Here is a 13,143-nt window from a genome sequence, read left to right as displayed (position 1 = left end):
CCCCCAGTTTCTTGCAGGGGCTGCGCCCCCGCACCCCCTAAGCGCCCTGCGGGCGCTGTCCTCAAACGCCGGACGGGCTGGATACGGCCTGAGCCCGCACTTCAGCCCGTCCGGCGTTTGAGGACGAGCGGCGAAGCCGCGATCAGCGGGGTCTGGGGCGCAGCCCCAGGAAGTGGCGAAGGGGCGGGACCGGGGCACCCCACCCCAAAGACCAGCGACAACGCACAGGAGTACCAACCGTGATGGACGACCACGACGTCGACGAGCCGGCTCACCCGGACGCCGGCGCCCCGGCCCCGAGCGCCAACGCCCCCCTGACCCCCGCCGACGCCGCGGACGCGGCCCGGCTCGTCGCCTTCGGGCTCCAGCCCAAGCTCCAGCCCGCCCGCGACGCCGACTACGCCGAACTCCTGCGCCGCCACCGCGACGACCCCGCCTTCGCCCGCCTCGCCGACGCCGTCGCCGCCGGGCTGGGGCTGGTCGTGCTGGAGGTGTCGACGCGGGCCGGCATGGCCGTGACCGCCGCCGAGGACTCCGTCTTCGCCGTCCGGATAAGCGACTACGCCCGCCGGGCCACCGCCGACTCCAGCGACCGCTTCCTGCACGGCCTCGCCCATCTCGCCGTCGCCGCGATGGCGTTCCCCCGGCCCGAGGACCTGGCCGACGACGGGTACATCGGCCGGATCACCGTCAACGGCGTGGACGCGTTCGTCCGGCAGGCGTGCCGCCGGCTGGAGGAGCGGGCGGCGGAGACGGGGGAGAACACCGACCCGGTCACCGAGGCCCCCGGCCTGGAGGCCGCCTGGCGGGTCTACGCGCGGCGCAGCGCCACCGGCGCCACCAAGGACGCCCGCCGGCTGGCCGGTTCCACCACGGGCATCATCGCGAAGGCCGTCGCCTTCCTCGTCGACTCCGGTTTCCTCCAGCGCACCGGTGACGACGCCGGCGGCGCCTTCCGCACCACGCCGCGCTACCAGCTCCAGGTCCGCGACATGGCCGGCAGCGCCGCCATGGCCGAGCTGCTGGAGCTGGGCGTCGTGCCGGTCGGCGACGGCAGCGCCACGCTGCTGCCGCCGGACGACGCCGAGGACCTGGAGCTGGTCGCCGACGCCGGCCTGCCGTTCCACTCCTGACCGTTCCCGCCCACCGATCTGCGACGAAGACAAACGAGAGTCCGCCATGTACGAGCTGTCCCGGGTCCGCCTCTACTCCATCGGGCCCGCCGGTGCGCGCTACGCCGACACCGTGCTGGACCTGCGGGGGGTGGGCGCGCCCGTGCCGTCGCCCGCGCCCGCGCAGGCGGATTTCTTCGAGGAGGAGCCCGTCGGCCCGCCGCGCCGTCCCGCGCCCGCGGGCGTGCTGTTCCTGGAGAACGGCGGCGGCAAGTCCGTCTTGCTCAAGCTGATCTTCTCGGTGATGCTGCCGGGCCACCGCAACACCCTCGGCGGCGCCAGCTCCGGTGTGCTCCGCAAGTTCCTGCTCGCCGACGACTGCGGCCACGTCGCCCTGGAGTGGCAGCACGTCCTCACCGGTGAGACGGTCGTCGTCGGCAAGGTCAGTGAGTGGCGCGGCCGGCAGGTCTCCAACGACCCGCGGAAGTTCGCCGAGGCGTGGTACTCGTTCCGCCCCGGCCCGGGGATGAGCCTGGACGCGCTGCCGGTCGCGGAGTCGTCCGCCATGCGGCCGCGCGCCGAGGGCGCCTCCACCGCCCGGGGCCGCCGCCGCACGATGAAGGGGTTCCGCGACGCCCTCACCGAGGCCGGCAAGGCGTACCCCAACCTGGACGTGGTCTGGGAGGAGATCCACGAGCGCTGGAACGAGCACCTCGGCGAGCTCGGCCTCGACCCCGAACTCTTCCGCTACCAGCGGGAGATGAACGCCGACGAGGGCGAGGCCGCCGGCCTGTTCGCGGTCAAGAACGACTCCGACTTCACCGACCTGCTGCTGCGCGCCGTCACCGACACCCGCGACACCGACGGCCTCGCCGACCTCGTCCACGGCTTCGCCCACAAGCTCGGCCGCCGCGCCGAACTCACCGCCGAGCGCGACTTCACCGCCGGCTCCCTCGACCTGCTCTCCCGCATCGTCGAGTCCGGCGCCCGCCGCGACCAGGCGCGCGGCGTGCACGCCGGTGCCGAGCGCCGCACCCGCGTCCTCGCCCGCCGGCTCTCCGCGCGCGCCGCCGAGGAACGCGGCCGCGCCGGCGAGCTCGCCGAGCAGGTGGCCGCCGCCGCGCACCGCGTCACCGACGCCGAGACCGCCCGCGAGCACGGCTCCCGGATCGCCGCCGAACTCGCCTACCGGCACGCCTCGCTGGCGCTCGCCGCCGCCGAGAAGTCCGCCGCCGCCCAGCGCCGCGAGCTCAACGACGCCCGTACCCTGCACTCCGCCTGGCAGGCCGCCGAGACCGTGCTGCGGCACCGGGCCGCCGCCGACCGCTCCGCGCGCGTCGCCGCCGCCATCCAGGAGGCCGAACGCGACGCCGCGCCCGCCCTCGCCGCCCGCACCCGGGCCGCCGCCGCCCTCGTCCGCGCCCTCAACGCGGCGGCCGAGCAGGGCGAACGCCTCGCCGACGAGCAGGAGGAGCGCTCCGCCGTCCTCCAGGAGACCGGCGAGGCCGCCCACCGCGACGCCACCGCCGCCGCCACCGAGGCCCAGCGCGCCCGCAGCGAGGCCGGCCACCTGCGGCAGCGGCTGGCCGAGGTCGAGCAGGAGACCGCCGACGCCGTCCGCGCCGGCTGGCTCGACGACAGCGCCCCCGACGCCGACCCGGCCCGCGCCGCCCTCGCCGCCAGCGACGCGGAGCGGACGGCCACCGCCGCTTACGAGGCCGCCAAGGAGACCGCCAGGACCGCCGCCGACCGGGCGAAGGAGACCGCCGCCGCCGAGTCCCGCGCCGAACTGGCCGCCGCCCGCTCCGCCGACGCGGCCACCGCCGCCGCGGGCGCGTACGACGCCGAGCGCCGCCTCGCCGAGTCGCTCGGCGCCGAGCCGAGGCTCGCCGAACTCCTCGGCCTGCCGCAGCCCGCCGCCGGCCAGGTCCCGGCCCAGCGCGGCGCCGCCGGGCAAGAAGGCGCCGGCCGGGAGGCCGCGGGCCCGCTCACCGCCGAGGAGCTGGACCGCAACGCGGACGCCCTCCGCGAACTCCTGGACGACACCGTCGCCACCGCCGAGCGGCAGCTGTTCGACCTGCGCACCGCCGCCGCCGACGACTCCCGCATCCTCGGCGCCCTCGGCGACGGCGGCCTGCTGCCGGCCGGCCCCGACGTCCTCGCCACCGTCGAGTACCTCGGCGAGCACGGCATCCCCGCCCTCCCCGGCTGGCGCTACCTCGCCCAGGCCGTCGACCCCGCCGACCACGCCCGGGTCCTGGCCGCCCGCCCCGAGCTCGTCGACGGCGTCGTCATCACCGACCCCGACGCCCACGGCCGCGCCCGCGAGGCGCTCGCCGACGCCTCGCTGCTGCCGCGCTCCGCCGTCGCCGTCGGCACCGCCGCCGCCCTCCTCGCCCCCGTGCCCGAGACCGAAGCGGACAGTGGCGTCTTTCTCGTCCCGCCGAACCCGGCCATGCACGACGAGCGGGCCGCCGACGAGGAGCGGCACGCCCTCCGCGAGCGCGCCGCCGCCCGCGACGAGGAGATCCGTACCGTCGCCGCCCGGCTCGCCGGCGACCGCGCCCTCGCCGCCCGGCTCGCCTCCTGGCGGTCCGGCTGCCCCGAGGGCCGGCTCGCCGAGCTCGCCGCCGAGGCCGAGCGCTGCCGCGTCGCCGCCGAGGCGGCCCAGGAGGAGCTGACCGCCGCCCGGACCGCCCGCGCCGAGGCCGACGAGACCGCCGCCGAGACCGCCCGGGTCCGCGACGAGCGCCAGGAGGCCGCCCAGCGGGCCCGCCGGGTCGCCGACGCCCTCGCCGGCCTCGCCCACCGCCTCCGCGAACGCTCCCACTGGCAGACCCGGCTCCGCGAACTCGCCGAAGAGGCCGCCGAGTACGAGGAGCGCGCCGCCGCCTGCGTCGACCGCGCCCGCGCCGCCGACGAGGACCGCCGCACCGCCCAGCGCGCCGCCGACGACGCCCACCGCACCGCCCGCGCCCTCCGCGCCGAGCGCGCCGAGATCGCCGGCGCCCCGGACGACGTCACCGACGACGCCGAGGCGTCCACCGACTCGCTGCCCGCCCTGCGCGAGGCGTACCGCGCCGCCTCCCAGGTGTACGAGAAGGTCGGCGTCGGCGCCGACCTGCGCGCCGAACAGGCCCGCGCCGAGAGCGACGAGAGCGCCGCCCGCGCCGAACTCGACCGCCTCACCAACAAGGTCCGCACCCGCGCCGCCCAGCTGCTGGAGGGCACCGACGGCGCCGACGGCCCGTCCCGCCAGGCCGCCGTCGCCCGCGCCGAGGCCCTCGTCCAACTGCTGGAAGGCCGCGCCTCCGCCGCCAGCGAGCAGCTCGGCCGGCTCCGCGGCGAGGCCGAACGCCTCGCCCCCGCCGACGGCGAGTCCCACACCGAGCTCCCCGACGAGCGGGTGCCCGCCGACGCCGACCAGGCCAAGGAGCTGCTGCGCACCGCCACCGCCGAACTCGCCGCGCACACCGACGCGTTGGAGGAGGCCAGGACCGCGCACGCCGGCCTGCTCCGCTCGCACCGCGCCGCCGAGGACGCCGCCGGCGGCTTCGACGACACCGCCGCCCTCCTGCGCGACCTGCTCCGCGACAACGCCCCCGACGACGAGGAGACCGCCCCCGAGCCGTACACCGGCACCCTGGAGGAGGCCCGGCAGGCCGCCGCCGAGGCCCGGCGCTCGCTGCGCGGCTGCGCCGGCGACCTCTCGGCGGCCGAGTCGGCCGTCCGCGAGGCCAGCGACATCCTCGTCCGGCACGCCAACTCCACCCGCTACGAGCAGGTCCGCACCCCCGCCCGCCAGCAGATCCGCGAACTCCCCGCCGCCGCGCTGCCCGAGCACGCCGCCGCCTGGGCCGACGCCTTCGCGCCCCGGCTCCGCGTCCTCACCGACGAGCTGGACCAGCTGGAGCGCAACCGCGACGGCATCGTCGACCGGCTGCGCGGCCTGGTCGAGTCCTCGCTCACCACACTCCGCGCCGCCCAGCGGCTCTCCCGGCTGCCCGAGGGGCTGGGGGAGTGGTCGGGCCAGGAGTTCCTGCGCATCCGCTTCGAGGACCCCGACCAGAGCACCCTCACCGAACGCCTGGGCGAGGTCATCGACGAGGCCACCCGGTCCGCCGTCAAGAAGAACTCCGACCTGCGCCGCGACGGCATGTCGCTGCTGCTGCGCGGCGTCCGGGCGGCCCTGATGCCGCGCGGCGTCGCCGTCGAGATCCTCAAGCCGGACGCGGTGCTGCGCGCCGAGCGGGTGCCCGTCGGGCAGATGGGCGACGTGTTCTCCGGCGGCCAGCTGCTGACCGCCGCCATCGCCCTGTACTGCACGATGGCCGCGCTGCGCAGCAACGACCGCGGCCGGGACCGGCAGAAGCACGCGGGCACGCTGTTCCTCGACAACCCGATCGGGCGCGCCAACGCCACCTACCTGCTGGAGCTGCAGCGGGCCGTCGCGGACGCCCTCGGCGTCCAGCTGCTGTACACCACCGGCCTGTTCGACACCACGGCGCTCGCCGAGTTCCCGCTGGTCATCCGGCTGCGCAACGACGCGGACCTGCGGGCGGGGCTGAAGTACATCAGCGTCGAGGAGCATCTGCGGCCCGGGCTGCCGCAGGCCGACCCGGAGTCGGAGCCGGTGCACGGGGAGATCACGGCTACGCGGATGTTCCGGCGGCCGGAGGAGGAGGCGGTGCCGGTGGCGGCTGGGCGCTGAGGGGGGCGCCTGCGGCGGGCTGTGCCCCGGTCCCTCCCCCAGAGGGGGTACCCCCACCTTCGCCGATTCCCGGGGCAAGCCCCCGGACCCCCCGAAACCGCGCTCCGCGCGGTTGTCCTCAAGCTCCCCCGGAGGGGGTACCCCAAAAGGGCTGGCCATCCAGCCCGTCACGGATACCTAGGCCGCCGCACCCGCCGCATTTCCCGCGCCGTACTGCTCGGCACGGACACCACCCCGTGCCTCTGGCGCCACACCTGACGCGTCACCCACACGTCGAGGACGCCCCACGTCGTCGCCACCGTGCCGGCCACCGTGGCGACCAGCACCGGGAAGGCCAGCCACGACCCGGCGAGGGTCAGCAGCACCGCCGCCATGGCGACCGTCGTCGTCAGCGCGACGAGGAGCACGGCGCGTACCGCCGCCGCCCGCACCGGATCGGGCATCCGCGGCCGGTGGACCGGCTCCTCGGTCCACAACGGCGCGCGCGCCCGTGGGCGTCCGTCCGGCCGTCGTCCGTCGCGAACCCTGTCCACGGCGGCTCACCTCCCCAATGGCTGCCCCCGCTCGGGGCCTTTCCCGTAGGAATGTCAAAAGTAACCCGTATCGGAGAACGCGTGCCGGGGCGCGGGCGCCGGAGCGCGCGAACGTCCTCCTCAGTGCCCTGTCGTCTGCCCGCGCACCACGCGACCCATGGCCGGAGATCGCCCCGGAAAGGGACGAGTTCAGGCCATCCGGCTTGATCACACAGCGGGCCCCGCCCCGCCACCGGCGGTGTTCCGAGCCGCCCGGCCCCGGAAGAAGTCCCCTGATCACGGGAGAACTCGGGACGACACGGCCAACCCCCCACGCCCGGGCGGCCGTACAACCCTTCGAGGCGTAATCCCCGCAGTAGTAGGCTCACGCCGCATCACTGTCGGAGCACCACCCCCGTCGCGCCGCGGGGTGCAGTGGGGGAGTCCATGCGCTTTCGCGGGAAATCGATCCGCCGGAAGATCGTGGCACTGTTGCTGGTGCCATTGGTGTCCCTGACCGTCCTGTGGGTGTTCGCCACGGTGATCACCGGTATGGAGGCGGACCGCCTGCTCTCCGCCGCCGAGGTCACCCGCGGAATCGGCCACCCGACGGAGGCCGTGGTCGACGCCCTCCAGAAGGAGCGCCGCCAGGCCCTCGTCGTCCTCGCCGGCCCCCGCTCCCGGAACGCCGGCGCCGCCCGCGCCCGTACCGCCGCCCTCACCGAACTCCGCGCCCGCCAACGCGCCACCGACAAGGCCGCCGCCGCCCTCCGCTCCGGCGCCTCCGGCGACGTGCGCGAGGACATGAGCTCCACCGCGGCCGACTGGTTCCGCACCATGGAACGCCGCCTCGCCGGCCTCGGCGCCCTGCGTGCCAGGGTCGCGGGCGACACCGTCACCCGCGACGCCGCCTTCCTCGCGTACAACGAGGTCATCGACCCCCACCTCGACTTCCTCAGCCTCCTCGGCTCCGTCCAGGACGCCGGCCTCGAACAGCAGCGCCGCGCCCTGGTGGGCCTCACCTACGCCCGCGAGTCCCTGTCCCGCGAGGACGCCCTCCTCGCCGCGGCGCTCACCGCCCGCACCGTCACCGCCCGTGAACTGCGCCTGCTCGCCGACCACATGGCCGAACGCAGGATCCTCTACGCGACCAACCTCCCCGTCCTGCCCGTCCGGGACCAGAAGACCTTCGACGACTACTGGCGGGGCGGCACCAGCCCCCGGACCCTGAAGAGCACCGAGGAGGCGGTCGTCTCCGCCGGACCCGCCAAGGCCCTCCGCGCCGTCGACACCGAACGCTGGCAGGCCATCGCCGGCACCGTCCTCGACGACCTCGCCCGCCTCGACCACGACGCGCAAGAACGCCACGAGGACCGGCTGGAACCCGTCGCCGACTGGGTGCTCACCAAGGCCGCCGTCGCCGGTGTGCTCGGCCTCGCCGCCCTCGTCTGCTCGGTCGTCGTCTCCTGGCGCGTCGGCCGCGGCCTCATCAGGGACCTCCGGCAGCTGCGCCGCGAGGCCCACGAGGTCTCCGGCGTCCGCCTGCCGGCCGTCCTGCGCCGCCTCGCCGCCGGCGAACAGGTCGACGTCGAGACCGAGGCGCCGCGCCTGGAGTACCCGACCGACGAACTCGGCCAGGTCGGGCGGGCCCTCAACTCCCTCCAGCGGGCCGCCGTCGAGGCCGCCGTGAAACAGGCCGAAATGCGCCGGGGCGTGTCCGACGTCTTCGTCAACATCGCCCGCCGCTCCCAGGTGCTGCTGCACCGCCAGCTCGCCCTCCTCGACACCATGGAGCGCCGCACCGAGGACGACGACGAACTCGCCGACCTCTTCCGCCTCGACCACCTCACCACGCGCATGCGCCGGCACGCCGAGGGCCTGGTGATCCTCTCCGGCGCCACCCCCTCCCGCCAGTGGCGCAAGCCCGTCCAGCTGATGGACGTCGTCCGCGCCGCCGTCTCCGAGGTCGAGGCGTACGAGCGGATCGAGCTGCGCCGGCTGCCGCCGCTGGCCGTCCAGGGCCCGGCCGTCGCCGACCTGACGCACCTGCTGGCCGAACTCCTGGAGAACGCCACCGTGTTCTCCCCGCCGCACACCGCCGTCCAGGTCGTCGGCGAGCGGGTGCCCAACGGCTTCACCCTCGAAATCCACGACCGCGGCCTCGGGATGAGCCCGGACGCCCTGCTGGAGGCCAACCTCGGCCTCGCGGAGGCGCCCGAGTTCGACCTCTCCGACACCGACCGGCTCGGCCTCTTCGTCGTCAGCCGGCTCGCCCGCCGCCAGGGCGTCCGGGTCTCGCTCCAGCCCTCGCCGTACGGCGGCACCACCGCGGTCGTCCTGATCCCCGCCGCGCTCATCGACGAGGCGCCGCCGAAGGACGCCGTTCCGGGGGCGCGGGTCCGGAAGGCGGCCCGCAAGGAAGGGCCGGTGGAGCTGGAGCCGCCGCTGTCGCCCCTCGAAAAGCCCGGCGTACGGGACGCGGACCCGCTGGAGGCGGGCACTCCGCTCGCACCACGCGGCCCGCGGGACACACGCCGTCCCCTCGACACGCCCGCCCCGCGGGAGCCCTGGAGCCCGCGGGTCCCGCTCGACGCACCGGTCCACGACCGGCCCGCCGACCAGCCCCCCGCCCGCCGCCCCACGGCCCCCGCCCCGGCGTTCGGCTCCCGCGGCCCCGACGGGCGCCCCGGCTCCGGCACCCACGGCACCCCGGACGGCCGTGGCGCGGCGGGCCAGGGGACGCCCGGCGGCCTGCCCCGCCGCCCCCGGCCCCGGTGCTGGTCTCGGACCACGGCCGCCCGGTCGCCGACCCGCCGGGCCGCCGCGACCCGGCCGACCGCCCGGACCATCCGGACCGCCCGGACCAACCGGACCATCCGCAACAGGCGGATCTCCCGGACCTCCCGGACCTCCCGGGCCTCCGGGACCTGCCGGACCTCCTGGACGAACCCACCCCGCCCACCGGGCTGCCCCGCCGCGTCCGTCAGGCCGGTCTCGCCCCTCTGGTCAGGGAGAGCCTCGCCAGGGAGCCCCGCCCGGCCGACGCCGAGCCGGCCGGCCACGAGACCGCGCGCGACCCCGAGGAGGTCCGCGCCCGGATGACCTCCCTGCAACGGGGATGGCAGCGCGGCCGGGCGGACGCCCCGCACCCCACCGAGCACGACAGCACACGAACCACCAACGAAAGGGACGGTCGATGACCGCCATACGCAACGCGTCGGCAGACACCGCCACGGCACAGCCCGCGGGAAACGGCAAGCTCAACTGGCTCCTCGACGACCTCGTCGAGCGCGTCGGCACCATCCGCAAGGCCCTCGTCCTCTCCGGTGACGGCCTGGCCGTCGGCTCCTCCGCCGACCTCACCCGCGAGGACGGCGAACACCTCGCCGCCGTCGCCTCCGGCTTCCACAGCCTCGCCAAGGGCGTGGGCCGCCGCTTCGACGCCGGACAGGTGCGCCAGACCGTCGTCGAACTGGACGACGCGTTCCTCTTCGTCACCGCGGCCGGGCAGGGCAGCGCCCTCGCCGTCCTCGCCGACGCGGACTCCGACATCGGGCTGATCGCCTACGAGATGACGCTGCTCGTCAAGCGCGTCGGCGCCCACCTGGCCAGCTCCCCGCGCACCGGCGAGGCCGCCGGCGGATGACCGGACGGAGGGCCGGAGACGGCGGGACCCCTGACAGGACCGGCGAGCCACAGCACTGGTACGACGACGCGGCGGGCCCGGTGGTCCGCCCGTACACCATGACCCGTGGACGCACCCGGGGCGCCGGGCAGCACCGGCTCGACCGCACGGCGTTCGTCATCGCCGTGCGGCCCCCCGACGGCACCGACGACCGGCTCGGACCCGAACACCTCCGCATCGCGGAACTCGCGGCCGAGGACCCCCGCTCCGTCGCCGAACTCACCGACCGCCTCGGGCTCCCCTCCGGCGTCGTCCGCGTCCTCGTCGGCGACCTCTTCGAAGCGGGCATCGTCCGCGTCGACCGCCCGATCCCCCCGGCGGAACCACCCGACGAGAGCGTCCTCCGCCTGGTGATCAACGGCTTGCGCACGCTGTGACGCGGGCGCGCACGCGCGGGGCACGACGGGGCGGCCTGGTGCCGCGCTCCGGCCGGGGGACGGCCAGGAGCGGCCGAGCCCCCCGGACGAGCCGGAACGACGGCCGGCTCCGACCGCGCACCCGCCCACGGCTGACTCCGGTACCGCGCGGGACCCCGGGCACCTGCCGGCGGGCGTCACGCGGGCGGCCACCGCGTGGCGGTGCCCGGCCGCCGGCGCCTCCCGCCGGCGGCCCGCCCCGCCTAAACCCCCGCACCCGCACCGGAAACCCCACCTCCGCCGCTCCCTCCCGTTCCACCGTCACCACACCGTCCCGCCACCCGGTCGTGAACCGCACCACCTCGATCCCCTCTTCACCCCCTTCACCGTCCTCGCCGTCCTCGACGACCAGCACCCCGCCGCCCGTCCCTCCCGGCGCCGGAGCCCACACCTCCAGTTCCACCCCGCCGTCCGCCCCCGCCACCGGAAGCACCGCCCCCGCCCGGGCGAGGACCGGGATCCGGGCCAGGGGCGCGTCGAGGAGCACCTGGCCCGGACCCTCGTGCGCGCGGCCCGTCGCCGTGTCGTACCACCGGCCGCGCGGCAGCCGTACCGCCCGCCGGTCGGCGCCCGGCTCCAGCACCGGCGCCACCAGCAGCGCGTTCCCGAGCAGGAACGCGTCCTCGCAGTCCCGCAGCGCCCGGTCCTCCGGCGAGCGCCACCACACCGGACGGACGTACGGCGCGCCCGCCAGCCTTGCCAGATGGGCCAGCGTCACGAAGTACGGCAGCAGCCGCACCCGCTCCCGCAGCGCGGCCCCCGCGTGCTCCAGGACCTCCGGGCCGAACTCCCACGGCTCCCGGCGCCCCGCCGAGATCGCCGCGTGGGTGCGGAACAGCGGCAGGTACGCGCCCAGTTGGAACCACCGCAGGTACAGCTCCGGCGACGGCGAACCCGTGAACCCGCCCACGTCGGGGCCCGAGAACGGCACCCCGCACAACCCCAGCCCCAGCACCAGCGACAACGACGCCCGCAGCCCCGGCCACCCCGTCGTCACATCGCCCGACCACGTCCCCCCGTACCGCTGCATCCCCGCCCAGCCCGACCGCGAGAACAGGAACGGCCGCTCGTCCGGCCGCAGTTCGCGCAGCGCCTCGTAGCCGGCCCGGGCCATGCCCAGCGCGTAGACGTTGTGCGCCTCCCGGTGGTCGCCGCCCCGCCCCTCCAGCGCGTGCCGCGCCGACCGGGGCAGGGTGTGCTCGCCGAACGCCGCGAACGCCGCCGGCTCGTTCATGTCGTGCCAGAACCCGGAGAACCCCTCCGCCAGGCGTTCCGCGTACAGCCCGCCCCACCAGCGGCGCACCTGCGGGTCGGTGAAGTCGGGGAAGACCGACGTGCCCGCCCACACCTCGCCGCGCACCGGCCGCCCCCGCCCGTCCCGGACGAACGCGCCGGCCGCCGCGCCCGCCTCGTACACCTCCCAGCCGGGCTCGGCCTTCACCCCCGGGTCCACGATGGACACCAGCCGGACGCCCTCCTTCCGGAGTTCGGCGGAGAGTCCGGGCAGGTCCGGGAACCGCTCCCGGTCCACCGTGAACACCCGGTGGCCCCGGTAGTGGTCGATGTCCAGGTGCACGGCGGACAGCGGCAGCCCGCGCTCCCGGTACCCGGTCACCACCCGCCGCACTTCCGCCTCGCTGCCGAATCCCCACCGCGCGTGGTGGTACCCCAGCGCCCAGGCGGGCGGCACCGCGGCGCCCCCGGTCAGCCCCGCCCAGCCGCGCAGCACCCGCGGCGGCGTGCCCGCGATCACCCAGTACCGCAGCGGCCCGCCGGACATCCGCGTCTCGCAGCGGCCCGGCCGGTCGTGCCCCGAACCGGCCCCCTCCTCGCCTTCCCACAACAGCACCCGCCCGTCCCAGGAGTTGTCGTGGAACACCAGGTGCGTGCCCGCGTCCGCCACCACCAGCTGCACCGGCATGGTGACGTACAGCGGATCGTCCCCCGGCTCGAACGAACCCCCGGGATCGGTGTTCCACAGCCGGTACGCGCCCTCGCGCAGCCGCGGCCCCGCCGACCGGCCGCCCAGCCCGAAGAACCGGGCGTCCGCCGGGACCTCCGACCGCTGCGTCCACCGCGGGCTCCCCCCGGCACCCGCCGGATTCACCGGGTCCCACCAGCGCGGCGGCTGGTCACGCCGCAGCATCACCCCGCCGGGCGTCCGCACCTCCACCGCCCCGTGCCGCGACACCACCACCAGCAGCCGCTCCGACACCACCCGCCAGCCGCCGTCCGTGTCCGGCTCCAGCACCGCCCGCTCGTCCGCCTCCGGCACCGGGCCCGCCAGGGCGTACGACGGCCCGGGCTCCGCGCCGTCCCACCCGCAGAACACCGCGCCCCCGGCCGCCACCCGCACCCGCAGCGACGACCGGGCGAACCGCACCACCCCGCCGCCCGGCTCCGGCTCCGCCCCGAGCGCCGAACCCGGCACCCGCGCCCGCTCGGCCACCGGCCCCCGCGCCTCCGCGGCGTCCACCCGCCGCCGCCACCACGCGGCCCGCACCGACCGCAGCACCCGCGCCGCCCCCACCGTCCTGAACGACGTCACCCATTTGACCGACCGTCCCAGGTCATGCGCATCCATGGCGTTCACCCTGCCACCGGCACCCCACCGGACGGAGCGGGTTCGCCGCCCGTTCACCCGGCGGTGACCCACGCCTCCCGGCGGCCCGGCCCGACACCCTGGTGCGGAAGACGATCACATGGC

General features: G+C 76.5%; 7 protein-coding genes. 5 read left to right on the top strand and 2 right to left on the bottom strand.

The window, feature by feature from the left end:
• The first annotated feature begins 242 nt into the window (after window positions 1-242).
• Together ACQEVS_RS04460 and ACQEVS_RS04455 are read left to right on the top strand one after the other, a co-directional pair.
• A complete protein-coding gene (locus tag ACQEVS_RS04460) occupies window positions 243-1,133 on the top strand; it encodes a hypothetical protein (RefSeq protein WP_433015493.1) in 891 nt (296 codons plus the stop codon).
• 46 nt (window positions 1,134-1,179) lie between these two features.
• Complete coding sequence (locus tag ACQEVS_RS04455; protein WP_433015490.1) at window positions 1,180-5,823, top strand: hypothetical protein; 4,644 nt, start codon at window positions 1,180-1,182, stop codon at window positions 5,821-5,823.
• 167 nt (window positions 5,824-5,990) lie between these two features.
• Here the strand turns inward: ACQEVS_RS04455 and ACQEVS_RS04450 are convergent, their stop codons facing one another.
• Window positions 5,991-6,266 (bottom strand): hypothetical protein, encoded by a 276-nt coding sequence (locus tag ACQEVS_RS04450; protein ID WP_433015487.1) that lies wholly within the window; start codon window positions 6,264-6,266, stop codon window positions 5,991-5,993.
• A gap of 567 nt (window positions 6,267-6,833) precedes the next feature.
• Between ACQEVS_RS04450 and ACQEVS_RS04445 the strand changes: the two genes are divergently transcribed.
• From ACQEVS_RS04445 to ACQEVS_RS04435, 3 genes are all read left to right on the top strand, one after another.
• Window positions 6,834-9,437 (top strand): nitrate- and nitrite sensing domain-containing protein, encoded by a 2,604-nt coding sequence (locus tag ACQEVS_RS04445; protein ID WP_433027263.1) that lies wholly within the window; start codon window positions 6,834-6,836, stop codon window positions 9,435-9,437.
• 94 nt (window positions 9,438-9,531) lie between these two features.
• Window positions 9,532-9,981, top strand: a complete 450-nt coding sequence (locus tag ACQEVS_RS04440) for a roadblock/LC7 domain-containing protein (protein WP_185946027.1) — start codon at window positions 9,532-9,534, stop codon at window positions 9,979-9,981.
• Entirely contained in the window at window positions 9,978-10,397 is a 420-nt protein-coding gene (locus tag ACQEVS_RS04435; RefSeq protein ID WP_433015483.1) for a DUF742 domain-containing protein, read from the top strand. Before ACQEVS_RS04440 ends, ACQEVS_RS04435 begins: the two co-directional genes overlap by 4 nt.
• On the opposite strand, the gene ACQEVS_RS04430 is transcribed toward ACQEVS_RS04435, so the two are convergent.
• Complete coding sequence (locus tag ACQEVS_RS04430; protein WP_433015480.1) at window positions 10,375-13,020, bottom strand: glycoside hydrolase family 31 protein; 2,646 nt, start codon at window positions 13,018-13,020, stop codon at window positions 10,375-10,377. The two genes, ACQEVS_RS04435 and ACQEVS_RS04430, sit on opposite strands and share 23 nt — an antisense overlap.
• Window positions 13,021-13,143 lie beyond the last annotated feature (123 nt).

Source organism: Streptomyces sp. CA-181903 (genome assembly GCF_050937075.1).
Taxonomy (GTDB): domain Bacteria; phylum Actinomycetota; class Actinomycetes; order Streptomycetales; family Streptomycetaceae; genus Streptomyces.
This window is presented reverse-complemented; position numbering and strand designations above follow the sequence as displayed.